General features: G+C 45.7%; 22 protein-coding genes. 10 read left to right on the forward strand and 12 right to left on the reverse strand.

The genetic code is table 11. The features are described from left to right. Nucleotides 1-26 precede the first annotated feature (26 nt). On the reverse strand, nt 27-1,181 hold the full coding sequence (locus tag FM037_RS05200; RefSeq protein WP_144045124.1) for a membrane dipeptidase: 1,155 nt from the start codon (nt 1,179-1,181) through the stop codon (nt 27-29). Between the two features lie 233 nt (nt 1,182-1,414). Here FM037_RS05200 and FM037_RS05205 point away from each other — a divergent pair, with 233 nt between their 5' ends. The 5 genes from FM037_RS05205 to FM037_RS05225 all read left to right on the forward strand — a co-directional run bounded on the left by FM037_RS05205 (nt 1,415) and on the right by FM037_RS05225 (nt 6,877). After that, nucleotides 1,415-2,341, forward strand: a complete 927-nt coding sequence (locus FM037_RS05205; protein WP_144045125.1) for a TAXI family TRAP transporter solute-binding subunit — start codon at nt 1,415-1,417, stop codon at nt 2,339-2,341. 165 nt (nt 2,342-2,506) lie between these two features. Next, nucleotides 2,507-4,471 carry a TRAP transporter permease gene (locus FM037_RS05210; RefSeq protein WP_221937473.1) on the forward strand — a complete coding sequence of 655 codons (1,965 nt, stop codon included), beginning with the start codon at nt 2,507-2,509 and terminating at the stop codon, nt 4,469-4,471. A 268-nt stretch (nt 4,472-4,739) separates the two neighbouring features. Further along, a complete protein-coding gene (locus FM037_RS05215; RefSeq protein WP_144045126.1) occupies nt 4,740-5,288 on the forward strand; it encodes an HD domain-containing protein in 549 nt (182 codons plus the stop codon). A gap of 434 nt (nt 5,289-5,722) precedes the next feature. Next, nucleotides 5,723-6,241: an AAA family ATPase gene (locus FM037_RS05220; RefSeq protein ID WP_144045127.1), complete on the forward strand. Its 519-nt coding sequence runs from the start codon at nt 5,723-5,725 to the stop codon at nt 6,239-6,241. Between the two features lie 60 nt (nt 6,242-6,301). Continuing rightward, nucleotides 6,302-6,877 carry a YdeI/OmpD-associated family protein gene (locus FM037_RS05225; protein WP_144045128.1) on the forward strand — a complete coding sequence of 192 codons (576 nt, stop codon included), beginning with the start codon at nt 6,302-6,304 and terminating at the stop codon, nt 6,875-6,877. Between the two features lie 237 nt (nt 6,878-7,114). On the opposite strand, the gene FM037_RS05230 is transcribed toward FM037_RS05225, so the two are convergent. The 3 genes from FM037_RS05230 to FM037_RS05240 all read right to left on the reverse strand — a co-directional run bounded on the left by FM037_RS05230 (nt 7,115) and on the right by FM037_RS05240 (nt 10,646). Then, complete coding sequence (locus tag FM037_RS05230) at nt 7,115-8,269, reverse strand: methionine aminotransferase (protein WP_144045129.1); 1,155 nt, start codon at nt 8,267-8,269, stop codon at nt 7,115-7,117. Between the two features lie 641 nt (nt 8,270-8,910). Then, on the reverse strand, nt 8,911-9,348 hold the full coding sequence (locus FM037_RS05235; RefSeq protein WP_144045130.1) for a SufE family protein: 438 nt from the start codon (nt 9,346-9,348) through the stop codon (nt 8,911-8,913). Nucleotides 9,349-9,431: 83 nt separating this feature from the next. Continuing rightward, the gene (locus FM037_RS05240; RefSeq protein ID WP_144045131.1) at nt 9,432-10,646 is read right to left on the reverse strand and encodes a cysteine desulfurase; all 1,215 of its coding nucleotides are present in this window, start codon (nt 10,644-10,646) and stop codon (nt 9,432-9,434) included. Between the two features lie 458 nt (nt 10,647-11,104). Between FM037_RS05240 and FM037_RS05245 the strand changes: the two genes are divergently transcribed. Continuing rightward, entirely contained in the window at nt 11,105-11,722 is a 618-nt protein-coding gene (locus FM037_RS05245) for a class I SAM-dependent methyltransferase (RefSeq protein WP_144045132.1), read from the forward strand. A 28-nt stretch (nt 11,723-11,750) separates the two neighbouring features. Here the strand turns inward: FM037_RS05245 and FM037_RS05250 are convergent, their stop codons facing one another. The 3 genes from FM037_RS05250 to yjjX form a co-directional block, all read right to left on the reverse strand. Then, a complete protein-coding gene (locus FM037_RS05250) occupies nt 11,751-12,794 on the reverse strand; it encodes an NADP(H)-dependent aldo-keto reductase (RefSeq protein ID WP_144045133.1) in 1,044 nt (347 codons plus the stop codon). Nucleotides 12,795-13,208: 414 nt separating this feature from the next. Then, nucleotides 13,209-14,159: a GNAT family N-acetyltransferase gene (locus tag FM037_RS05255; RefSeq protein WP_144045134.1), complete on the reverse strand. Its 951-nt coding sequence runs from the start codon at nt 14,157-14,159 to the stop codon at nt 13,209-13,211. 372 nt (nt 14,160-14,531) lie between these two features. After that, complete coding sequence (gene yjjX / locus FM037_RS05260; protein WP_144048836.1) at nt 14,532-15,119, reverse strand: inosine/xanthosine triphosphatase; 588 nt, start codon at nt 15,117-15,119, stop codon at nt 14,532-14,534. A 600-nt stretch (nt 15,120-15,719) separates the two neighbouring features. On the opposite strand from yjjX, the gene FM037_RS05265 reads away from it, so the two are divergent. Beyond that, nucleotides 15,720-17,012: a serine/threonine transporter gene (locus FM037_RS05265; RefSeq protein ID WP_144045135.1), complete on the forward strand. Its 1,293-nt coding sequence runs from the start codon at nt 15,720-15,722 to the stop codon at nt 17,010-17,012. 108 nt (nt 17,013-17,120) lie between these two features. Beyond that, nucleotides 17,121-18,488, forward strand: a complete 1,368-nt coding sequence (locus tag FM037_RS05270) for an L-serine ammonia-lyase (RefSeq protein WP_144045136.1) — start codon at nt 17,121-17,123, stop codon at nt 18,486-18,488. Nucleotides 18,489-18,686: 198 nt separating this feature from the next. Here the strand turns inward: FM037_RS05270 and FM037_RS05275 are convergent, their stop codons facing one another. Continuing rightward, nucleotides 18,687-19,142 carry a GNAT family N-acetyltransferase gene (locus FM037_RS05275; protein WP_144045137.1) on the reverse strand — a complete coding sequence of 152 codons (456 nt, stop codon included), beginning with the start codon at nt 19,140-19,142 and terminating at the stop codon, nt 18,687-18,689. A gap of 556 nt (nt 19,143-19,698) precedes the next feature. Between FM037_RS05275 and FM037_RS05280 the strand changes: the two genes are divergently transcribed. Further along, on the forward strand, nt 19,699-20,028 hold the full coding sequence (locus tag FM037_RS05280; RefSeq protein ID WP_229381221.1) for a DUF4234 domain-containing protein: 330 nt from the start codon (nt 19,699-19,701) through the stop codon (nt 20,026-20,028). Nucleotides 20,029-20,183: 155 nt separating this feature from the next. Here the strand turns inward: FM037_RS05280 and FM037_RS05285 are convergent, their stop codons facing one another. Continuing rightward, on the reverse strand, nt 20,184-20,597 hold the full coding sequence (locus FM037_RS05285; protein WP_144045139.1) for an META domain-containing protein: 414 nt from the start codon (nt 20,595-20,597) through the stop codon (nt 20,184-20,186). Nucleotides 20,598-20,686: 89 nt separating this feature from the next. Between FM037_RS05285 and FM037_RS05290 the strand changes: the two genes are divergently transcribed. Further along, complete coding sequence (locus FM037_RS05290; RefSeq protein ID WP_144048837.1) at nt 20,687-20,893, forward strand: hypothetical protein; 207 nt, start codon at nt 20,687-20,689, stop codon at nt 20,891-20,893. A gap of 28 nt (nt 20,894-20,921) precedes the next feature. Here FM037_RS05290 and FM037_RS30090 read toward each other — a convergent pair whose 3' ends face one another. The 3 genes from FM037_RS30090 to FM037_RS05300 form a co-directional block, all read right to left on the reverse strand. Further along, nucleotides 20,922-21,503: a nucleotidyl cyclase domain-containing protein gene (locus FM037_RS30090; RefSeq protein WP_324617107.1), complete on the reverse strand. Its 582-nt coding sequence runs from the start codon at nt 21,501-21,503 to the stop codon at nt 20,922-20,924. A gap of 134 nt (nt 21,504-21,637) precedes the next feature. Next, on the reverse strand, nt 21,638-21,865 hold the full coding sequence (locus FM037_RS30095) for a hypothetical protein (RefSeq protein WP_324617108.1): 228 nt from the start codon (nt 21,863-21,865) through the stop codon (nt 21,638-21,640). Between the two features lie 275 nt (nt 21,866-22,140). Then, nucleotides 22,141-23,112: a GGDEF domain-containing protein gene (locus FM037_RS05300; protein ID WP_144045140.1), complete on the reverse strand. Its 972-nt coding sequence runs from the start codon at nt 23,110-23,112 to the stop codon at nt 22,141-22,143. Nucleotides 23,113-23,404 lie beyond the last annotated feature (292 nt).

The raw sequence follows: 23,404 nt of genomic DNA on the forward strand, positions 1-23,404 counted from the left end.
TCTTATCGATGAGAGCGCAATTAAGTTTAAGCTAATACATCTTTTAGCACTCTTTGCCAGTTGCCGCCCATGATCTTATCTCTGTCACTGCCACTAAAACCAGACTTGGCCAAGGCAGAATCTATGCGATCCATACGATGAATATGATTGAGTTCGGGTATCACTACGTGCACAGGTTCAATGTCGTAACCCAGTACATTCTTGGCTCGTAGGCTGTGCCACCACTCAAGATACTGTTTTATACCTTCTGTGTTATTGTTGTCGAGCTTAAGCAGCTTCTTCTGGCCAGCGAGTGGATAGTCATTGGCGATAGCGATAGCATCAATGCCAGCCACATTAGCCACATGTTTCAGGTGAGCGATATAGTGCTCTGTGGTGGGTATCTTGTCGTTAGTCAGCCAGAAACTCATCATAAAGACCCCAAACAAGCCGCCGGTATCGGCGATAGCCTTAATGACGTCATCGGGTGAGCAGCGAGCATGATTGACGATGGCGCGTACGGCGCCGTGACTCTGAACGATTGGGGCGTTCGATACTTTGGCCGTGTCCAGCGCAGATTGCGGACTGGAATGACTGACATCGACCAAGATGCGTTTATCGTTAAGCTTAGCGATTAGCTGTTTGCCCGCTTGGGTTAGTGGCTTATTGAGCCCTCGAACGCCATCATTATCTAAAGCACCGCCGCTAAATTTATTGCCATAGTGATGAGTGAGTTGCAGTGCTCGCAGCCCTTTATCATAAAACTCATCGACCTGACTTAGGTTCGAGCTAATACTGTCCTCGACACAATCTGCGCCCTGAATTTGGAAGAATACTGCAGTCTTACCTGTGGTATGTGCTTCTCGGATATCGACACTGGTGTTACCTAAGATAAGCTTGTCAGGATTATCATTTACTCGCGTGAGTGCTTCCGAAATGCTCCTCATGCACGCCTTGTAGGTACGTTTATAGTTGGTGGTGCCGTCGGACTGCTTAATGGCCTCAATATCTGAGATATCACACAGGTAAGCATCTATGCTTGAGGCTTTTAGATCGGTGAGGTCATCGGGAAGAAAGCATAAGCCATCCACATAAAGGCGTTTCGCCTCTGTGGCTAGTGCCGAGAAACTGCCTAGTTGGCTTAGCACGCTGCCTGCTGCAATGGCTTTAATCAGTTGTCGTCTGTTCAGTTCGTGCTTCATATTTGTCCTGATTTCATGGGGATGAAACCCCCATAGTACATATGCATTTTATGATTCCGATAATCTTCATATTAACCTATCCACTTAGACTATTCGATACCTTGACATTGGCTAGCCCTTAAGTAATATCGATGCCAAATTGAAGTGGAAATACACTAATAACTAACAGGTTTTTGACTAAGATTAATGACCTGAAAAATAACAAATGTATCAAATTAATTAAGGGGAAGGCTATGTTTCATCGCGCGCTTACACTCGCTTTACTGCTCATTTTACCTTCGGCAGTACAAGCTGAAAATTACTCTATCGGTACCGGCGGTCAAAGCGGTATCTATTATCCCTTCGGTGGTGCGTTAGCCAAGGTGTGGTCTGACAAGGTTCCAGATGTGAACGTCAAAGCGGAAGTGACCGCAGCATCAGTTGAGAACACCATCAAGGTAGTGCGCGGTGACATGATTGCCGGTATTGCCATGGGCAATGTGGTACTCGATGCCTATAAAGGCGAAGGTAAGTTCCGCAGCGAAATGCCGGTTAAAACCTTGTTTGCGCTTTATCCAAACCTGGTACATACCATAGCATTGGAAAAATCCGGGATTAAATCTTTAGCCGATCTTAAGGGCAAGCGTATTTCCTTAGGTGCTCCGGCAAGTGGTACAGCGGTAACGGCTGCGGCCTTGCTGGCCTCTGTTGGTATCGATGTGAAGAAAGATATCGATGCGGTCTACTTAAATTACGGTGAGACAACCAATGCGTTAGCCAATGGTCAGATTGATGCTGGTTTCATCGTTGGCGGCCAAGGTGTTGGCGCAGTGACTCAAATTTCGCTGACTCATAAGATCAATCTTATTCCTATCTCCGATGCCGAGAGCGCTGCTTTCATCGAGACAAACCCAGCTTATAGTCAGTACACCATACCTGCAGATGTGTACAAGAATGTGGGGGCGGTATCTACCTTGAGTGTGTGGAACGTCGTTGTTGTTAGCGCCAAGATGAGTGATGAAATGGCTTACAACTTGACTAAATCAGCGTTTGAGAATATGGGTGAAGTGCGTAAGGTGGTGAAAGTTGCCGAAGCGACCACGCCTGAAAATGCCCATCGCCTAGCCGGTGTGCCACTGCATGCGGGTGCACAGAAGTATCTGGACTCATTGGCTAAGTAGGCTAGTTTCCAATTTAATAAATACAATGAGACAAAGGCAAAGGTAGCTTAATGAGTTACCTTTGTTTTTTCTGATATATCCTTTTCATTTTTGTTGATGCCAGATGTAAACTTCTCTTTTCGCAAGCAAGGAGTCACTTTGGCATTGACCTATTGAGGACATGATATGACCCAAACTAATAATACTAAATTAGGTCATGATGAACCTGTACTCGAAGATACTAAAGCTAATCATAGCTCAGTGACCATCGATACATCTCTGCCTTATGAGCCAACGTTAAAAGTATTTGGCTATGTGATTCTAGCCATTGCAGTTGCTCTGTCTGCATTTCAGATCTGGCAGGGGATCACTTCCACCATTTCGGCGACTTACTTCAGACCAGTCCACCTGAGCTGGGTGCTGGTGTTGATTTTTTTGCATTACCCGCTAGTTAACAATCGATACAGCAAACTCTACCTCCTAGGCCGGGTGTTTGATCTCGCGCTCTGTGGTTTGGCATTGTTTGGTGCCTACCGAATGAGCATTTTTGATTATAACGATATCGATCATTTGCTTTATGGCCTCAAGATGCCAGATTTAGTGGCGGGTTGCGCCCTGTTAGTTCTCTTGATGGAGGGCTGTCGCCGTACTGTGGGCTGGGTGATGGTACTGATTGCTGCGCTGTTTTTATCCTACAGTGCCTTTGGTGATATGTTGCCAAGCGCGATTGCAACTAAGGCGTATTCGCTGCAAGAGCTTATTCAGTTTCAGATTTACTCCGCTAATGGGGTATTTGGCTCGGCCTTAGGGATTGCGGCGACGACGGTATTTATCTTTGTACTCTTCGGCGCCTTCTTAGAAGTGACCGGTGCGGGTAAATTCTTCATCGATTTATCATTCTCTATCGCAGGTAAGTATCGCGGTGGTCCTGCAAAGGCCGCTGTATTGGCCTCCGCTGGTCTTGGCTCTATTTCGGGTTCTGCGATTGCCAACACTGTGACCACAGGGTCGGTGACCATACCTATGATGAAGAAGCTGGGCTATAAACCTGAGCAGGCGGCGGGTATCGAAGCGGCAGCATCGACTGGCGGGCAGATCATGCCACCTATCATGGGTGCGGGCGCTTTTGTGATGGCGCAGTTCACCGGGGTTCCCTATAGCGAGATCATGTTAGCGTCTATCGCCCCAGCTATTCTCTACTTTTTCTGTACCTTGCTTTATGTACACTTGATGGCTTGTAAGTTAAATCTGCAGGCCGTGAGCCGCACCGAAGCGGTGATTTCTGTGATGAAACACGGTGCCCATCATCTTATTCCACTGGGTTTAATCACCGCACTGCTGATGATGGCCTATTCGCCATTGTTAGTCGGTGTTGCTGGTTGTGCGGCAATCTTAGTGACAGCAGCACTGCGTAAACACAGTCGTATAGGTTTGACTAAGTTTATTCAGGGAATGAAAAACGGTGCCCTGATGGCACTGCCTATCTCGGTGGCCTGCGGCGCGGCTGGGATTATAGTCGGCGTAGTGGGTCAGACTGGCATTGGCTTACAGTTCACTCAGTTCGTGATGGAGTTCTCCGGTGGTTACATGCTGGTGGCTCTCGGGCTAATCAGTATTGTCGCCCTGGTGTTAGGCATGGGATTACCTGTGACGGCGGCTTATATCGTGCTCGCCGTGATGGCCGTGCCCATGTTGGGGGATTTTGGTCTGCCGCTATTAACGGCCCACCTTATTATCTTCTGGCTGTCCCAGACCTCGAATGTGACGCCGCCGATTGCATTAGCCGCCTTCGCCGCAGCTGGTGTGGCCAAGGCGAACCCGATGAAATCTTCGGTGGAGGCCTTTAAGCTTGCTGGCGGCCTGTTTATTATTCCTATTATGATGGCCTATACGGATCTGGTAAGCCCTGAGGCGAGTGCATTGGAGTTTGGTTTTGCTATCGCTCAGACCGCGGCAATCATACTGGCCTTAGCGATATCCATCGAAGGGTATTTATTGCGACCACTGTCTAATATGGAACGTATTGTCGCTCTGATGATGGCTCCCTTGATCTTGTTCAATCCCTTCGGTGCAGGCTTTGTCGGAATATTAGTGATATTAGGCCTGATAATTGTGCAGTGGAAGAGTCGGGAGCTGGTTGAGGGAACGTAACTGGCGCAATTAAGAACTGCTGTGATGTAAATGTTTGAACATCACCTAAGGCCTTCTGTTATCGACAGAAGGCCTTTTCTTTTAACTGGAGTAAATTGATTATTAACAATTTATTTTTGAAAGTGTGTAGAAGGTTGCCGTCTTTATCTCTGACTATAGATCCTTATAATATCTGCTGAAGCAGATTGGACCGAAACAAAACGCTTTTATAAGGATGGTACAAGGTGTTGTGCCAGCAGCACCCTATATGACAGATTAAGGAGGACGAGTGAACGCAGCGGATTCAGTTAATGGTGATATCGAAAGAGTATTGAGCTTTATCGTTGAGATAGAGAAGCTTAAGGATGTTAAGAGAAAAACCAGGCCTGTTGGTCTTGATCGTTATGAGAATTCGGCCGAGCATAGCTGGCATGTGTGTCTATCGGCTCTGATGCTCAAAGAGTTTGCTAATGAGCCTATAAATATTGACCGGGTCATCAAGATGCTACTCATACATGACTTAGGCGAGGTAGATGCAGGGGATACCATCATCTATCAATCTGAAACTCAGGGAATAAAAGAGAAGGAAGCGGCTGGTCTTAAGCGTATCCTAGATATCTTACCTGTGGGGCAGGCCGATACGTATATGGCTCTGTGGTATGAATTTGAGCTGGGTGAGACCGCCGATGCCAGTTTTGCGAAGGCAATCGACAGGGTGCCGCCACTGTTACATAATCTGTATGGCGAGGGGCATAGCTGGCGTGATAATGAGGTGCCTAAAGAGAAGGTTTTTTCGGTCAATCGCCGTATAGTGATACCAGTTCCATTAAATTTATGAACAATTCAGAGCTTCTCAGGGCTTTTAATTCAAGGCGCATTGTTGAAGTAATGGTTACTCCCTTTCAAGGCAATGCAAAGCAGAAGTGGAAGTCTTGAGAAGCTCACGTAGTGCGGGTTTAAAAATGCTTTATGCTGCGGAAGTGACTTTCGATATAGATTAACTATTAGCTTCAATCCCCTTACTTGCCTACAACATTTTTAATTCCCGCTGAATGCTCACTTACTTAATGGAATTGGTATTTAAGGTAGTGAAGCGCTATGGTCCAGTCTGGAGAAGAAGCTATCGCATGCAGTGGAGATAGGCCTACTTAAATAAGCCAGTATCTACAGCTTTAGCTTCGACAGCCTTGGCTTGGGTCGTCTTATCTTCGATAGTATTAGGCTAGGCCGACAATCGTATAAATCTAAAAGGATTAGCTAGTGGGAGATAATATGGATCGAAGAGTGCTCATCTTTGGTAATTCAGGCTCGGGAAAGTCGACGCTTGCCAAGCGTTTAGCTAGTTCTGATGGCCTAGCCCATTTAGATCTCGATAGTCTGGCCTGGCAACCCTATGAGCCGCCTAAACCGCCGCAGCGTATGCCGCTTAATGAGTCGGAGCACTCGCTTAGGACTTTTATCCAAGACAATCAAAACTGGGTCATAGAGGGATGTTACACGGACCTCTTACAGTTGCTAGTTGGCAATGTCACTGAGTTGATCTTTATGAACTTGCCTGTCGACCTCTGTATCGAGAATGCTAAGCAACGTCCCTGGGAGCCACACAAGTACCCTTCAAAACAGGCCCAAGATGCTAATTTATCCATGCTTATTGAATGGATAGCCCAATACGATCTAAGAGATGACACCTTTTCAAGACGGGCCCATGAAGACTTTTATTCTGCATTTCAGAGCAAGAAGACCTGTTATCTTAGTAACCTAACCTTTACGGGAAACAACCGAGATATGTAGGCTGCCATCGTTAATGATGTGCCTGTCCTGTCTTTTTTATGCCGAAGAGAATCTAGTTTTATGCCTGAACCCGATCCAGCGAGAATCATGACCTTTACATCGCCGAAAGATCTTGGCCGGTGGCTTAAGGTGAATCACGCCATCGAAAGTGAACTGTGGGTGAAGATATTCAAGATAAAGACTGGAATTCCGAGCGTGACTTGGGATGATGTCGTGATTGAGACGCTGTGCTGGGGCTGGATCGATGGCGTCAAGAAGTCAATCGATGACCAAGCCTATCTCCAGCGGGTCACTCCAAGAAAAGCACGAAGCAACTGGTCAAAAAGGAACAGAGAGCATGTGGAGCATTTAATAAACGAGGGCCAGATGACGGAGTCAGGACTCGTGCACGTTCGTGCCGCCAAAGCAGACGGCCGATGGGAGAGCGCCTATGCTGTAAGTGAAATGAAAGTGCCGGCGGATTTCTTAACAGCACTAGATAGCAAGCCGAAGGCGAAACAATTTTTTGAAACGCTCACTAAATCGAGTCATTATGTCATCGCGTACGGACTGACAAGTGCGAAGAAACCCGAAACCAGACAGAGGCGATTTGCAAAATTCATAGACATGCTTGTTAGCGAAGAAAAGCCGACTTAGGTTTCAAAAAGACGAAAAAGGCATAACAAACGACTATGGCGTTAATAACTTATTTAAGCTTTGGCGTTTCCCACAAAACACCATTTATCAACAATGAGTTGGGTGTCACCACCATCTTTCTGACACCGGATATTATTGCCATTTTTTCTATTTTTTCCTTTGTAGCTATTAGCTGATAAGCCTCTTTGATAGCTGTGCCTTGTATTTCCCTCATCTCCTTGAAGCGTCCGTAAATCGCTATAAAGCAGATAATTTTTTGGCTGCTTGCTGCAATGTCTTATCCTCTTTGGCAAAGCATAAGCGAATGACTTTATCACCTGGTGCAGTTTGGTAAAACACGCTCAGTGGGATTGCTGCTACACCAATCTCTTTGACTAGATATTCACAAAATGACATGTCGTCTAGTTCTGAGATCTCTGAGTAATCTAGCAGTAAAAAGTAGGTGCCTTCGCTGGGTAAAATCGTAAAGCGGCTATTTTGCAGCGCATTAACTAGCACGTCTCTCTTGTGTTGATAAAAAGGTGCGAGTGCTGTGATATGTTCAGGCTCTTCGGCCAGCATATCTGTTAACGCCAGTTGCGCTGGGGTGAAGCTTGAGAAGGTGACATATTGGTGAATCTTCCTAAACTCTTGTGTCAGCACCTCGGGGGCAACGCAGTAACCCATCTTCCAGCCAGTACAATGGAACGTTTTGCCAAAACTGGAGATCACAAAAGCGCGCGAAAAAAGTTCAGCATCGCCTAATACACTGATGTGGGGCGTGTTACCAAAGGTGATATGTTCATATACTTCATCACTTATTATCAGCAGATCATGTTTGAGCACGAGTGCCTTTAATTTATCAAAATCAGCTTGTTTTAACGTTTTTGCGCTGGGATTATGGGGCGTGTTGATGATAATTCCGCGGGTTTTGTCAGTGATAGCTGCCGCTACCTGTTGCCAGTTTATGGCATAATCCGGCGCCTGCATTGTGATATGCACCGCACGGCCTCCGGCCAGCTCAATGGCGGGTTTATAGGAATCATAGGCAGGATCGAAGATTATTATCTCGTCTCCTGGGTGGGTGATGGCCTGTATTGCGACAAACAATGCTTCGGTCGCTCCCGAAGTCACTGTTACCGTATCGTTTGGGTTTACATCTATGCCGTATTTGCGCCCGATGAGGGAGGCTATTTGAGTCTGCAGTGGTGCCAGTCCAGAGGAGGGAGCGTACTGATTAAAACCTTGATCGCAGTATTTGGCCAAGCCTTGCTTTAATAGTTTAGGGGCATCAAACTCTGGGAAGCCTTGAGAGAGGTTAATGGCATTGTATTGGTTTGCCAGCCCTGTCATATAAGTAAATATGCTGGTGCCAAGGTTCGGTAATTTACTGCTAAGATCTAAGGTACTCAATGGGACTCTCTCCGTTTATAAACCACTCTGGTTAGTCAGTTTTTTCTTTGTAATCTAATCTTATTCTAAATTATCTTAATTTGATATTAGTAAAATAAGCCAGTCAAACATGGCCATTTTTTGTCGCTATTTGGGTCGAAAGTGATGCATCTATGCACAGTCTCTGCTGCAAGCAATAGATATCAATGAAGCTATGCTTGCCAGATAATAATCAAATACCAAACAAGTACCATGAACCCAACTTAAAAAGATATTTGAAACTTGTTATCCAACAAGTGAACACGCTTCTGGCTAGAAACGAGTTACCAGCCAGTAAAGCTAAAATCGAAGAAGCACTTTTTTCTAAGCCATAGCAGGTGTGAACGCGGCTGTGACCTTCCGTGACGAAGTGATACTCTCCGAACGAGAGACTAGGATGCCGAACTGGCCTTTAAACATGGAAGTTGTTTGAAACCGCAGAGCGTATAGGGACACTTCTTATGAGATCAAGAGCCAGCGTCCCACAGAAGTATTTACATGTGAGCCTGCTGCAAGCAATAGATACCAATGAAGCTATGCTTACCAGGCAATAATCAAATACCAATAAAGCCCAATGAACCCAATCAAAAAAGATATTTGAAACTTGTTATCCAACAAGTCAATTAGACTGATGTTTTAATTGCCTTAGCCAAGGCAAACAAACCATTGGTGCGTGAGGGGCTGAGCTGTCCGGTTAAGCCTAGTCGGTCGAAGTAGGCCTCTATATCGAACGCCGCTATCTCGTCTGCGCTCTTGCCGTGACAAGCAGTTAGCAGTAGTGCGACCAGGCCTTTGACTATGCGGGCGTCGCTGTCGGCGAGATAGTAATGCTTGCCGTCTATTTCACTATGATAGAGCCAGGCATTACTCTCACAGCCCCTGACTTGGGCCTGCTCCACACGAAACTCATCTTCTAGCTTAGGTAAGGTCTTGCCCAGGAGCATTATCTGACGATAGCGCTCCTGCCAGTTGTTGGCATTGTCGAATCTAGGCAATATTTCACCGCTATCGAACTTAAGGGCTAAAAATGTCTCTGTGGCGGGCTGTACTGCTGAGCTCATAAAATTGACCTGAATTAGTTACCTTGAATGATGTTTAAATAACTTGCTCGAACCTAGAATCTCTAATATTCGAGCCTAGACCCTTATTCTAACAACATTTCTTTTACCGACGTTAGCGCCTCTATGAAGCGATCGATATCTTCTTTACTGGTATAGACGCCTATGGATGCCCGGCAGCAGCCCTTGATCGCTAAACTCTGCATCAGAGGCATGGCGCAGTGGTGGCCACAGCGGACGGCGATGCCTTGTTGATCCAGCAAGATCCCCACATCCTGGTGATGTTCATCGGCCAAGTTAAAGGCGACTGCGCCGATATTGTTTTCGTGGGCACCATAGAGCTTTATGTCGCCCAAATTAGCTAACTGAGTTTGCAGATAAGTCAGCAGTTCCTGCTCACGTTGGGCCGTCTCAGCTTTAGGTAGATTTTGTATAAACTCGATGGCTGCACCAAGCCCGATAACCTCGGCTATGGGCGGTGTTCCTGCCTCGAGTCTGTTGGGTAAGATATTAAACTCGGTGGCATCGAAGCTGACGGTCTTGATCATCTCGCCGCCTGTCATCATAGGCTCGAGCTTATCCAGAATATCGAAACGGCCATAGAGCACGCCTATCCCCGTCGGGCCATACATCTTGTGGCCGGAGAATACATAGAAATCACAATCTATCGCCTGTACATCGATTTCCAGATGGGCGATAGCCTGAGCTCCGTCGACCAAGGTAATAGCACCGGCGGCCTTAGCTTTCGCGACTAAATGATTCACCGGATTAAGTGTGCCTAGTGCGTTGGAAACATGGCACAGAGCGACGATGGCAGGCTTTTGTTCGAGTAGTGCTTCATAGGCTTGTTCATCGAGTTGGCAATCCTCTGTCAGCGGGATGGGCTTGATGATGGCGCCGCTGCGCTTGGCGAGTTCTTGCCAGGGGACGATATTGGCATGATGGGCGGCTGTGTCTATTAAGATGATATCGCCAGATTTTGTCTGATTAATCAGACCATGTGCGACCATATTTATCGATTCAGTGGTGCCGTGGGTGAAGATTATCTCTTCGCGGCGACTGGCCTTGATAAAGCCTTTTAGCTGTTCGCGCACCGCCTCATATTGAGATGTGGCTCTGGATGAGAGTTGGTGAGCGGCCCGGTGAACATTGGCGTTATCTTTATGATAATACTGAGTCATGGCATCTATGACACACTTGGGTTTTTGGCTGGTCGCTGCCGTGTCCAGATAACACAGAGGGTATCCCTCTAAGGTCTGCTCGAGTGTAGGAAATTGAGCACGCAACTGGGGAAAGTCCATTGTTCGGATCCGGTAGTTCATCGGGTAAAAAGGCTCTTAGATCTTCGGAGATTTAGGCGACTAATGCAAGTGGCTTTTGATGCGGATTATCTGCATGGCTTACTTGCGTATTTTGGTTGCATTTTTTAGCAATCTTTTCAGACCATCTTTTGCTAGAGTTTGGTTATACCAATCGGTATAAAGGTGTGGTCACTCAGCGAGAGTTTAGCGCTTCAGAGGCAAGGCAACGAGTGAGGAACATAGTTATTCTACGTTTAAGCTCGTTAACGCCGATCGGAAGTGCTAAAACTCGCCTTTCAGGAGTGTTTTTGGCAGCCTACTTCTGTGTTGAATGAGTTCAAAAGGGATCACCATTCCCTCACTCTTTCGCCTTGAATTATGCAGCCAAAAATAACTCTGAGTTGACCACTTTCTTATATCGATTGGTATTAGAGATGAAAGTTACCTAGGGAGTGAAAATGCAATCGAAAGCACATTGGGAAAAGGTCTACTCAAGCAAAGATGAAGCTGAGGTCAGTTGGTTTCAAGAACATGCAAAGCTCTCATTGAAATTGATCCAGAATTCGGATGCAAGCAAGAGCGCCTCAATCATAGATGTCGGAGGGGGAGCCTCTACACTCGTCGATGATCTTTTAGCTAACGGCTATCGCAATATTACGGTACTCGATCTTTCTGCGGCGGCGCTCGCTAAAGCTCAAAACAGGCTGGGCGAGCAGGCGTCGAATGTGACTTGGCTTGAGGCTAATGTGATTGAGGCCGAATACCCCCATCACGGCTATGATGTCTGGCATGATAGGGCTGTGTTTCACTTTCTCAATACTCTCGAGGAGCGTCAGGCCTATGTGAAAGCCGTGCTGCATGCTGTAAAGCCCGGCGGTGTAGTTATCGTGGCCACGTTTGCCGAGAATGGCCCCACCATGTGCAGTGGCCTTCCCGTAAAGCGTTATAGCGCCGATGAACTCCATGAAGAATTTGGAGAACCTTTCTCTTTGCTCGGCCATGAGAAAGAGTCCCATCAAACCCCAGATGGCAGCGAACAGCATTTCGTCTACTGCTTCTGTAGAAAGTTAGCCTAGTTTCTTTATACGACTCTTTATCATCCTGTTAAGGACAAGGCAGTCGATAGATTTGTGCCAGCTCATCTAGCCTTACCATTAGCTCTGGAGATATACAGGTGTTGATGCTGTCGATATTCTCTTTCAGCTGTTTAAGATTGGTGGCACCTATGATGTTTGAGGCGACAAATTTGCGTGAGGTGACGAAGGCGAGTGACATCTGCGCCGGACTCAGCTTGAATTCACGTGCAAGTTCTACATAGGCCTTGGTGGCTTCGAGCGCTATTTGTGTGCCCGTATAACGAGAGAAGCGCTTAAACAGGGTGAGTCTGGCGCCCTGGGGCCATTTATCGTCCAGGTATTTTCCCGTCAGTGCGCCAAATGCCAAGGGAGAATAGGCCAGTAAGGGCACTTCTTCGCGATGGCTTACCTCTGCCATGCCGACCTCAAAACTGCGGTTGAGCAAGTTATAGGGGTTTTGTACGCTGACGACTCTAGGGAGCTCGTGTTTCTCGGCGAGCTGTAGATACTTCATCAAGCCCCAAGGGGTTTCATTGGAGACACCGATATAACGGATTTTTCCTGCCGTCACTAAAGAGGCTAGGGCTTCTAAGGTCTCTATGATAGGAGTCTGTTGCTCGTTGTCATCGACCTGTTGGTAGGATAACTCACCGAAGAAGTTGGTGTTTCTGTCTGGCCAATGGATCTGATACAGATCTATGGTGTCGATCTTGAGTCGCTCCAGGCTGGCATCGACGGCTTGGTGTATATTGCGCCAATCCAGAGCCATATTCGGCCGTATGTAGTCACTCTTAGACCCCGGAGCGGATACTTTAGTGGCGATGATCAAGTTGTCTCGGTGACCACTTTTTTTAAGATAGTTACCCAGGATTCTCTCGGTCTCGCCCTGAGTATCAGCCTTGGGAGGAACCGGGTACATCTCGGCTGTGTCGATAAAGTTAATGCCTTCGCCTATGGCGTAATCTAGCTGAGAGAAGGCTTCGGCTTGTGTGTTCTGCTCACCCCAGGTCATGGTACCTAAACAGAGTTCACTGACTTCAAGGTTGGAATGTGGGATACGACGATATTCCATAAAATCTCCACGGTTACTTTAGCTTGTTATTTGGGCGCATATTTTGGCTCAAGAGTGCGCTCACTGTCATTCGAAGCTAACAAGCTTTCAGAGGAAAGACTAGGGAAATAAAGATCTTATACCATTCCGAGTAAGTATCGGATCATTCAGCGGGAGTTCAAAGCGCTGTAGGCAAGGCGGATGTTTGAAGCTAATAGTTACTCTATATCGAGAACATTCAACGTAGCATAAAGGGTTTTGAAACCCGCACTGCGTGAGGCTCTCAGTGTTTCAACTTCTGCGTTTCATTGACTTAAAAGGGAATAACCATTTTCTCACCAATGTGCCTTGAATTGAAAAAACTGAGAGTCTCTGAACTGACCAGATACTTATATGGAATGGTATTAGTTTCTAGGACCTAAGATCTAGAACCTTTTATAACTTTAACAACATAGGCATCTCGCAGGCATCGTGTCCTGTATCACCCAGAGGAGAGTCCAGATGTTTGAATCCGATAGACTCATACAGTTTGACTGCTTCATTGAGATCCGCGGTAGTTTCCAAGTAACAGGCGTTAAATCCCTGTTCACGGGCAAAGTCGAGCGCCAGATAAGCCAGGCGTTTAGCAAATCCTTTGCCTCTAAGTGTTTGGCTGAAATACATCTTCTGTAGTTCACATACCCGCTCTTGATTTGCTGTTGGTGTATTTATGGTTAAAGGTGCAATTCCTCCTCCACCTAAGAGTTCACCTTCTTTCTCTATGACCCAATAGCAGGCATCACTTGCTTGGTATTGTTCACTAAGAATGTCTAAGGTGGGATCCGCTACGCTATAACCTTTATCTGAGGTGAGGCCATATTCTGCTGAGACCGTGCGTATCACTTCGGCCATAGAGGCATTATCTTCTGGGGTCATTACCCTAAGCGTATATTCCTGCTGAAGCCGGGAACGATCAATGGCCTTGTGATATAGGGTCATTGCAATCTCAATCTGCTGGGTTTCGGAGGAAGATAACTGGGATAAGATTTCATTGAAGATGATATTTTGCTGATGATCTAACTTCTGTAATAATTTACGCCCTTGAGGCGTCAGGTGAGCCAGTAGGCTGCGGCTGTCTCTGGGATTACTCTTGGTAGAAGCAAATCGCTTCTCAACCAGATGGCTGACGGCACGACTGGCGTTGGATTTATCGATATTAAGGATTTGCGCCAATTTTTTAATCGATATTGCGCCGTGGCTGACTTCGATAAGCGCATGGGCCTGAACAGGAGATAGAGGAAGGTCGCCACAGGCTGAGTTAAGCATGCCGAGTTGTCGCACAATATGGCGAGATACGGTTCTGAGTGTAGAACCTTGTTGATTGCTTGGTCTATTATCTTCTGTCATACCCTGTTCCTGCAATTTATCTTGTCTGAATAGACATTGGTTATTTTGGTCAGAAATAACGTTCTTCATCCAAAGCTGACTGCCGACACTGGATGAATATGGTTGCGACTAACATCTAACCTAGGGGGGTATTCAACAAATTGCAAGTAGGGAGTAATGGCTTTGTGTTCTAGGAGGAGTTAAGTTGCGATTAACAAGTATAATGTGATGCGTGATCACTAACATTAAGTGCACGCGCCAGATTCAGCGCACAAAGCTAAACGGCTAGTATGAAGTGTATCAAGTTAGTGACTAACCTAATTGCTCATGGAGGAGAATGCAAGCAATTGCTAATGAAAGTCGATTGCTTGCATTAAAAGGGGGTTGAAACAGTTAATCGAGATAAAGCTCAGGATTTAGCATGGGGGCCATGGCTAAGATTAATGCCTGAGTATAGACACTCTCTCTGGTGGCATGCCCTTGGGTTAATAGGCCAATTGCCCCACCTTGTTGCTTAATGTTGTTAGTGTTGAATAGTTTATCCATCACATCTCCCAGCTCCTCACCGGCAACCAGTGACTTATAGATAGATTGAGATATGGGGAGTTGTGCGCTACGTCCAACGGAAAGCTGGTTCTGAGTGGCAACCACAGTATAGGCGAACGTGGCTGGCCCGTATTCGAAATTATCGACGCCGCCTTCCATTGCGATAAAGAGTTCGGCAACTGACTCGCCATCAGGTTGCTTCGCCGCCGTAGCGGAAAAATTTCGGCAATATTTAACACGGTTTATGGCGCCTTCGCGGGTTTCAAAATCTGTCATGGGTTGGTCCGGTACGCCTGATGGGGCGTGCATACCAATACATTCGATATCAATATCCGGAAACAGTTGGCAGATAGCGATTTTGGCCGCGTTTACTTTCACCGGGTTTTTCGAGCCGACTAATACTCTGATCTTCTTTAATTTAGTTATCCGTTGCATTTTCTTATTCATTCCAATCAACCTGGGGGGATGATACCAAATTTACGCCTATTTTATTACGGGCGGTGAGCCTTGAATTTGTTGGTGGAGATGTATCAAGGCTTTCTAATTTGGCTTAGAAAAACTGATACCAGATCTAGATCACCTTTTGCTTTTTACCAAATGTATAGTGGATCACGTTTAACTTTTGGGCTGAGCTAGTGAAAAAGCCTGTGATCTCACTCATGTTTCATGAAGTTTGTGCGGTGCCACCCATCAGATCTGCTATTATTTGCGACCCGCCTCACCTTGCCGCCTTCTTGAATAAATTTTCTAATATCACCAATAGGTAATATATGTGCTTTAAGTGTTAATTTTAGGTTCGATTTGGTTGCGGGGGTGGGGTCAGAATAAAGATTTAGCCCATGATAATTTAGACATAGCTCTCATTATGAACTTGTTCTGAAATTTGATGATAAAACCCCGTTCCAGATCAATTTTTCATGGCTTGAGTTCTATAATCTGGCCTTGAAATTTATAGCTGCTTCCCCTTTGAAAATGGTTTTAGGTGGAGTGGCTTCTGGAAAACCAAAGGTGTAGAACACCTCAAAGGTAATGTTTATGCAGAAAGAATCGACCGTCTCTCCAGTCAATGGAACCGGAACCCAAGTAAACCCAGCCGTCAGTCAGAGCTGGACACGTAAAGATACGACTTGGATGTTGAGTCTGTTCGGTACAGCCGTTGGTGCTGGTATCCTTTTTCTTCCAATAAATGCAGGTATGGGCGGTTTCTGGCCGTTGGTGATGATGGCCTTGGTTATAGGTCCTATGACTTATCTAGCTCATCGTGGCTTGTCACGTTTTGTCTGCGCCTCTGAGAAGCCGGGCAGTGACATTACCGATGTGGTCGAAGAGTTTTTTGGTGTCGGTGCCGGTAAGGCGATCACCTTGCTCTATTTCTTTGCTATCTTCCCGATTGTATTGATCTATGGTGTGGGTATTACCAATACCGTAGACAGTTTTATCGTTAATCAGCTCGGTATGGCATCGCCTCCACGTTGGATATTATCTGGCTTGCTTATCCTTGCCATGATGTCTGTGATGGTATCTGGTGAGAAGTTAATGCTGAAGGTGACTCAGTTTCTGGTTTACCCTCTGGTGGGTATTTTAGTCTTTATGTCCCTGTACCTGATTCCAAGCTGGAAAATGGATGCCTTGACGCAGGTTCCGTCAGCGGGCGACTTCCTGGGGACCGTATGGCTAACTATTCCGGTATTAGTGTTTGCCTTTAACCATTCTCCAGCTATTTCTCAGTTCTCTGTGGCACTCAAGCGCGAACATGGTAAAGATGCATCAAAGAAAGCCGATGTGATACTGCGTAATACCAGTATGATGTTAGTGGGTTTCGTCATGTTGTTCGTGTTCTCTTGTGTTCTCTCTTTGAGTCCGGCACAACTTGCCGAGTCTAAGGCGCAAAACTTACCGATTCTTTCTTATCTGGCTAACATTCACTCAAGCGGCTTCGTCAGCTACTTTGGTCCTATCATAGCTGTGATTGCCATCGTTTCTTCTTTCTTCGGCCACTACATGGGTGCGACAGAAGGCATGAAGGGCATTATCACTAAGCAGCTACGTAGCAGCAATAAGCAAGTGTCAGACAAGAAAGTAGATAAGTTTATCCTTGTGTTCATGTTCGTCACCATCTGGGGCGTGGCCATCATCAACCCAAGTATCTTAGGTATGATTGAGGCACTTGGTGGTCCAATCATCGCCGCGATTCTTTATCTGATGCCTATGTATGCTATCTACAAGGTACCTGCACTTAAGGCCTACCGCGGCCGTATCAGCAATATCTTCGTTGTTATTGCGGGTGTGCTGGCAATGACAGCCATTCTGTTCGGTATGTTGTCTTAAGTTCTCCGTTTTCATCCTTTCATAACGTTTGGTTATTCGGGTCAGTTTCAATCTTTGGGACTGACCCTCCTCATTTCACCTTCCACTCATGAATTAAGAGGTAAATCTATGTTTAGCGCATTTGATATTTTTAAGATAGGTGTGGGTCCATCGAGCTCGCATACCGTCGGGCCGATGAAGGCCGCCAAAGAATTTGTCGATGAGTTGCGTCAACGTGGCGAGCTAAAGTCTGTTACCCGCATGAGTGTCGATATTTACGGCTCACTCTCGTTAACCGGCAAGGGTCATCACACGGATATCGCTATTATGATGGGCTTAGGCGGCAACAGCCCCGAGAGCGTCGATATTGAGTCAATTCCTGCCATCATCAGTGAGATTGAGCAGAGCACCAGTCTCTTGTTAGGTACAGAGGCCCGCAGGGTCGACTTTCCGCGAGATGCCGTCACCTTCCATAAGCATGCATTGCAACTCCATGAGAATGGCATGTCGATTCATGCCTGGGTTAAAGATAATTGTATCTTCAGTAAGACCTACTACTCAACCGGTGGTGGCTCTATCGTTGATGAAGAGCACTTCGGTTTAACGGCGGCCAATGATGTTTTAGTGCCTTATCCCTACGCCTATGCATCTGAATTACTCGAGCAATGTACCGAGTCGGGCATGAGCATCAGCGCCTTGATGATGGAAAATGAGAAGGTGTTTAACAGTGAAGAGGCCATCTATGAAGGTTTCGGTGCTGTCTGGGATGTGATGAAAGCCGGCATAGAAAAAGGGCAGACAACCGAGGGAGTGCTCGATGGCCCTCTTAGAGTACCGAGACGAGCGGCAGCGCTTTATCGTCAGCTGATGACGAATGAGAGACTTTCTGCAGACCCTATGGTGGTCATCGACTGGGTCAATATGTTTGCCTTGGCCGTCAGTGAAGAGAATGCGGCTGGTGGGCGGGTGGTGACATCACCGACCAATGGTGCAGCAGGTATTATCCCTGCGGTTATGGCTTATTTTGATAAGTATATTCAGCCAATGGGCGAGCAAGAATATACCCGCTTCTACCTGGCGGCAGCCGCGGTAGGCTCACTCTATATACGCAACGCATCTATCTCGGGCGCCGAAGTGGGCTGTCAGGGGGAGGTCGGTGTGGCGTGTTCTATGGCTGCTGCAGGTTTGTCTGAGATCATGGGGGCTAGTCCTTCTCAGGTGTGCATTGCCGCGGAAATTGGCATGGAGCACAACTTAGGGTTAACTTGCGATCCGGTTGGGGGCCAAGTGCAGGTGCCCTGTATCGAACGTAACGCTATTGCCGCAGTAAAGGCGATTAACTCGTCGCGTATGGCGATGCGTCGTAACAGCGAGCCTAGAGTCAGCTTAGATAAGGTGATAGCAACCATGTACGAGACAGGAAAAGACATGAACGTTAAATACCGTGAAACCAGTCAAGGTGGTTTAGCCATTAAAGTAACGAGTATTTGTGCTTAAAAGATAGTTGCGAGGGCGACCTTCGGTCTTCGAGAGCGTGACTTCGTCACTGCGAGGGCTACGGCCTTAGAGGAAAATATGAGTCAAAAGCGACAAGCTGTTGCTTGTTGCTTCGCTTATTCTCGTTTTCTCGCAGCGAAGCGCTCTAGCAGGGAACTAGTTCCCGCGAACGTCCTCGAAGCGAAGCGTTCGCTCTCGCTATTTCTCTTCGTACATTAAATAGTAACTCTGCTCCATCCCCAGTGCTTGATAAGTTTGTTGCGCCTTGGTATTTTCCTGCTCTACATAGAGTCTGAAACTCGCAGCGCCACCATTCTCTGCAGCTAGGTTTTTCACCTGCTGGTATAGCTTGCCATAGATACCCTGGCGGCGATTCTCCGGACGGATATAAACGCTCTGGATCCAGTAGTAATTTAACGCGCGCCAATCGCTCCATTCGAATGTCACCATCAAAGAACCCACTATCTCGCCATCGGATTCGGCGACTAGATAGAAGCCTTTTTCTGGCTCCGAGAGTAAGGCGTTTACCCCCTTTGTCAGTAGGACTTCATCCAGTGACAGGTTTTCAGTTTCCAATGCCATTGCTTGGTTGAATCGAACAAGTGCTGGCAGATCCGATTGCTGGCCCTTTCTTAATTGAACATTTGTTTGCATATTTAATTCCACACTCGACTGCACATTTGATTTCACGGAAGAAGGCTCCATTATTTGCAGACACTCTAGCATGTCGACGAGTTTATTTTGGCGAATAATGTCTGATTTTTTATTCGACTAAAGTACCAGGGTCTGTTTATCTTTCGAGCTTGAGTTTTGCTCAATCTTAATGGGTTTGATGCAAGGCATCGAGCGATGACGCCTAATGGATTAGGTGAAAAGCTCGTAACACAGCAAGAAGCCCATTGAGATGAGCCCGTAGGGCAGCGTTTGTTGACCATCTTTACCGCGTTATCGCTTGTTTATGTAGAATCACTACACTACTCAAGCTCCAACTTGTATAAAAAGGTCAACAACTCGCTGCAAAAACAACCATGAAAGGTCAACAGGCCCTATCTCTGCTAGACTTTTATTATTGGCTCAAGAGAAGTCGGCTCAAGAAAAAGAGGCGCCTATGGCATCAGTCCACCATAAATATCGCGTTCATCGCTTAGCGGTCAAATCTTGTTCCCATTGTTATGTGAGAGTCAGAAGCAGAGGTGAGGACTTACACTCATTGTTTAGGCGAACGGCAGCTAATCAAGATAGACTCGTTCCGGAAGAAGGGACAGATAGTCACAGTGATGGTGCCAAGTCGACCCAAGTTGAACCGACCAATCTTGAAAAAAACAAGCTGATTCACTTCGTTCTTACCCTTGTTACTTTCGGTGCCTGGGGGCTTGTCTGGTGGTGGTTAATCTTAAAATCTGAAGGGAAAACGGATCAACTTTTTCGTGGATTTGATGATGCTTATTGGAGTTACCTCATAACGCGGGAGCAGCCTCCTGCATCACTTCATAAAATGAAAGTCGATCAAGAGGTTGAGACTGGATATTTCGATGCCTGATCTCGATGGCTTAATCCAGTAGACCTAATCCTGTAGACGTTAGTCTAGATCTAGATAACTTAGTGACACATAACCAAAAACCGCCATGAGGCGGTTTTATTGTTTTACGGGATTCTTTTAATACAGAGAGAGTCAGTTCAACTGTTCAAATGGCTTCAGAGCTTACTCAATACAAATTGAGTTTTTCCATTGGCGTCTTTCAATACAAGTTTACTTTTGACTATTTGACCCGAAGTGACCTTGGGTATGGCTGTCATGACTCTTTGCTCCTGATTCATCAATGCATCGACACAGGCTTTCATCGTGTGACCTGCAGGGGAAAGTGTGATCGATGAGCCTTGCAGTGAGTATTCACCAAAGAAGCTATTACAACTGTTATTACCACTCAATTTGCCTTCTTGGCTAAAGATGAGTTGAGCCGGACTGTAATCGATGACAGGGTTACCTGCGATTACCTCTATATGCCAGGTTCCAGCAAGTGCTATTTCCAGAGACTCAGGCTCTGGTGTACTTTGACAGGCGGATAATGCGAAGAATGTGCTGGCGATCAAAAAAGATTTTAAAGACATGACTGGGATCCCAATAAATTTATGCTTATATTGTGGCAAGTTTAGAACAAGATAAACAGCGAAAACTCGATATAAGGGCTCAAAGTGTAATGAAAGCTTTAAAACTATTACATTGGATAGGCTTGCTGATGCTTCTTAGCGGCATTGGTGCTTATCTTTTTACCGATATGACACTTGAAATATCTGGGATGGTGTTGGTGTCTAGCTTGATTGGATTGGGAGCGGTAATGATGTCACCCTTTCCCATTGTGCTATTTATACAATGGGCAAGAACACAGGAGGAAAAGCAAGATTAGTCCAATTTAAAAATTAATCGGACTAGCGCTATTTTGTTGTTTTTTGTAGTTCGATCCGGTTTAGGTTTAGACTCTTTATAGCTTGCTGCTGCATAGGAGCAAGGCTGATTTGAGTATCTGGAGTAAAGTAACTCTGCCCCGTGACTAAGTTTAAATTCTGACCTTCTTTGGCGAATTGTTTCTTCAACCTTAAGACCAATGAGTCAAGGTTTGACTCATTGTCGATGAAACAAAGAATAATAAATTGGTTATGACTTATTCTTGCCGATACATCCGCATCCCTTAAACTGCTATGGATTATCCTGGCGAGTATGCGCAGCCTCTGCTCTTCTGATTCAGTTTGTACTTCTGTCGATTCATCGAAAAGAGCTTCGACTAAGATTATCCCCGCATGAGAGCCAAAACGTCGACTCAGACTCAACTGTCTTGGTGCCATCAGGCTAAAACCATATTGATTAAGCATGCAGGTCTGTTCATCTTGTACCGATAGCATCTGCACTTTCATCATCAAGAATAAATGTTTAAGTTCCGCCTGAATTAAACATTTAGTTGTTTCTACCAGAGGGGCGAGACGTTCTTGAAATCTATTCTGATTAGGATCACAGATCAATATACAGCCAAAGAGTTCCCCATCAGGCCAGTAAATTAATTGACATATCACATGTTGAAACTGAGACAGGCCTGAAGTAAATTCATTTCCTTTTGCATGAGATTGGCCATAACCACTCTGAGATTCAACCAGCTTTAATAATCCAGCATCGAAAAAAATAGTCCCCCATTAAGCTTGTAATCTTGGCTCTGCTGAGCGCAAACAACTTGAAAGCTATTATCGGATAATTGCAATATCAGGCTCGCTTGTGAACGATAGAAACTGGTCAAAAGATCCATTTGCTGCTGCCATCTTGGCAAGTTGATAGCTGGATGATCTTGTTCTCTTAGCCAGAGTCGGTGATGATTGCTTTGGGCTAGCATGAGACTTCTCTCTTAGTTATTTTTTATCTGAGTTAAATGATTCTTATCTGAACTAAAATAATGCTTATCTGTGTTAAGGGTTCTTAAATTAGTATTACTCTGAGTTTGTTTTGTTATGACGCTGGTTAGCATACTTAATTTCTAAGGTTAATAAAATGTAGCTATGTGTGTTTTTTGCAGAACAGAGTGTTCAACCATGGCTTAATGAGTGTGGGTTTACACCAGAAATTAGGCTTGAGAAGAAAAGCGTCAAGCCTATGTGTAGAGTGTATTTTTCAGGTTACAGCGGGGGCCTTTAGTTTAGCGGCTTGAGCTTCTAACTTAAGCTGCTCAGATTTCAGTCCTTTTTTTGATTTTTCAAGCATGGGGGCGAGTTTAAGTGTCGAGTCTGGCGTGAAATAATTACAGCTTGAATCGACTTTAAGTTGATCGTTTTGTTGAAAAATTAGCTTGTCGACTCGCTTACCTATGTGGAGAAGATCTCTCTCTGAATCGACAAAGACCAGCACAACAAACTGATTGTCACTGTAGTGAGCCGCAATATCTGCAGTCCTTATCGTATCCTGAATGATGCTTCCCAATAATCTATGATGTTTTTCTTCTATATGCTCTATGGTGTGAGCGGAGTAAAGTTCGAAGAAGATGATGCCAGCATGGGCGCCGAAACGTCGCCCTAAACTAAGCTGTCTCGGTGCCATCATGATGAAACCATATTGGTTCAACATGCCGGTTTCTCTATCACGCATGGATAAAGATTCTATTCGTTGAGTTTGGCAGTAAAGAGTCAGCTCTTGTTGAAGCAACACCTGAAAAGGTTCCAACATAAAGGAGTTAGATGCCGAAGTGGATGCTTTGGCATTCAAGACACAGATACAGCCGAAATGTGTACCATCGGGCCAGAGAATTGGGCGAGTTAATAGGGTTTGGGCTTGATCGAACTCTTCATGTAGATCGACATGGTCATGGTTAGTTAAATCGATATTTAATCCATCGGGTAGCGATCGCACTAGGCGCTGGAAAATTTTATGATCTCTATCGAAGCTAGTGCCGGTAGTAAACTGTCTGGACTGGCAAATGGAACTAACGATAACTTCAAAGCTGGACCCGGTTTCTTGGATGATAAATACCACATCGGCTTCATAATAACGCTTCATCAATTCGCACTGGTGCATCCAGCGAACTAAGTTTAGCTGGGTATTATCACTTTCAAGTAAACTAATACTGGTATCAACATTTTCAGGAAGCATGGGAACCTAGGTAAAGTCATCATGTTATTTCGTTAATTGTGGTAGTCAGAACGTCATTATGCAAATGGATGGCGTGTTTGGGCATTTTCCGAGAGCGGATAATTAACCTAGCACTGGAGAGTTTTAAGTTATAATCATGGCTAATACCATTCCATATAAGTATCTGGTCAGTTCAGAGGCCCTCAGTTTTTTCAATTCAAGGCGCATTGATGAGGAAATGGTTATTCCCTTTTAAGTCAATGTAACACCGAAGTGGAAACACTGAGAGCCTCACGCAGTGCGGCTGATGTTT

This window comes from Shewanella psychropiezotolerans (assembly GCF_007197555.1).
Lineage (GTDB): Bacteria > Pseudomonadota > Gammaproteobacteria > Enterobacterales > Shewanellaceae > Shewanella > Shewanella psychropiezotolerans.

Excerpts from the sequence above, each read along its gene's own strand:
- FM037_RS05200 (WP_144045124.1), bottom strand. The coding sequence starts at position 1,181 with ATGAAGCACGAACTGAACAGACGACAACTGATTAAAGCCATTGCAGCA.
- FM037_RS05205 (WP_144045125.1), top strand. The coding sequence starts at position 1,415 with ATGTTTCATCGCGCGCTTACACTCGCTTTACTGCTCATTTTACCTTCG.
- FM037_RS05210 (WP_221937473.1), top strand. The coding sequence starts at position 2,507 with ATGACCCAAACTAATAATACTAAATTAGGTCATGATGAACCTGTACTC.
- FM037_RS05220 (WP_144045127.1), top strand. The coding sequence starts at position 5,723 with ATGGATCGAAGAGTGCTCATCTTTGGTAATTCAGGCTCGGGAAAGTCG.
- FM037_RS05225 (WP_144045128.1), top strand. The coding sequence starts at position 6,302 with ATGCCTGAACCCGATCCAGCGAGAATCATGACCTTTACATCGCCGAAA.
- FM037_RS05235 (WP_144045130.1), bottom strand. The coding sequence starts at position 9,348 with ATGAGCTCAGCAGTACAGCCCGCCACAGAGACATTTTTAGCCCTTAAG.
- FM037_RS05240 (WP_144045131.1), bottom strand. The coding sequence starts at position 10,646 with ATGGACTTTCCCCAGTTGCGTGCTCAATTTCCTACACTCGAGCAGACC.
- FM037_RS05245 (WP_144045132.1), top strand. The coding sequence starts at position 11,105 with ATGCAATCGAAAGCACATTGGGAAAAGGTCTACTCAAGCAAAGATGAA.
- FM037_RS05250 (WP_144045133.1), bottom strand. The coding sequence starts at position 12,794 with ATGGAATATCGTCGTATCCCACATTCCAACCTTGAAGTCAGTGAACTC.
- FM037_RS05255 (WP_144045134.1), bottom strand. The coding sequence starts at position 14,159 with ATGACAGAAGATAATAGACCAAGCAATCAACAAGGTTCTACACTCAGA.
- yjjX (WP_144048836.1), bottom strand. The coding sequence starts at position 15,119 with ATGCAACGGATAACTAAATTAAAGAAGATCAGAGTATTAGTCGGCTCG.
- FM037_RS05265 (WP_144045135.1), top strand. The coding sequence starts at position 15,720 with ATGCAGAAAGAATCGACCGTCTCTCCAGTCAATGGAACCGGAACCCAA.
- FM037_RS05270 (WP_144045136.1), top strand. The coding sequence starts at position 17,121 with ATGTTTAGCGCATTTGATATTTTTAAGATAGGTGTGGGTCCATCGAGC.
- FM037_RS05275 (WP_144045137.1), bottom strand. The coding sequence starts at position 19,142 with ATGCAAACAAATGTTCAATTAAGAAAGGGCCAGCAATCGGATCTGCCA.
- FM037_RS05285 (WP_144045139.1), bottom strand. The coding sequence starts at position 20,597 with ATGTCTTTAAAATCTTTTTTGATCGCCAGCACATTCTTCGCATTATCC.
- FM037_RS05290 (WP_144048837.1), top strand. The coding sequence starts at position 20,687 with ATGAAAGCTTTAAAACTATTACATTGGATAGGCTTGCTGATGCTTCTT.
- FM037_RS30095 (WP_324617108.1), bottom strand. The coding sequence starts at position 21,865 with ATGCTAGCCCAAAGCAATCATCACCGACTCTGGCTAAGAGAACAAGAT.
- FM037_RS05300 (WP_144045140.1), bottom strand. The coding sequence starts at position 23,112 with ATGCTTCCTGAAAATGTTGATACCAGTATTAGTTTACTTGAAAGTGAT.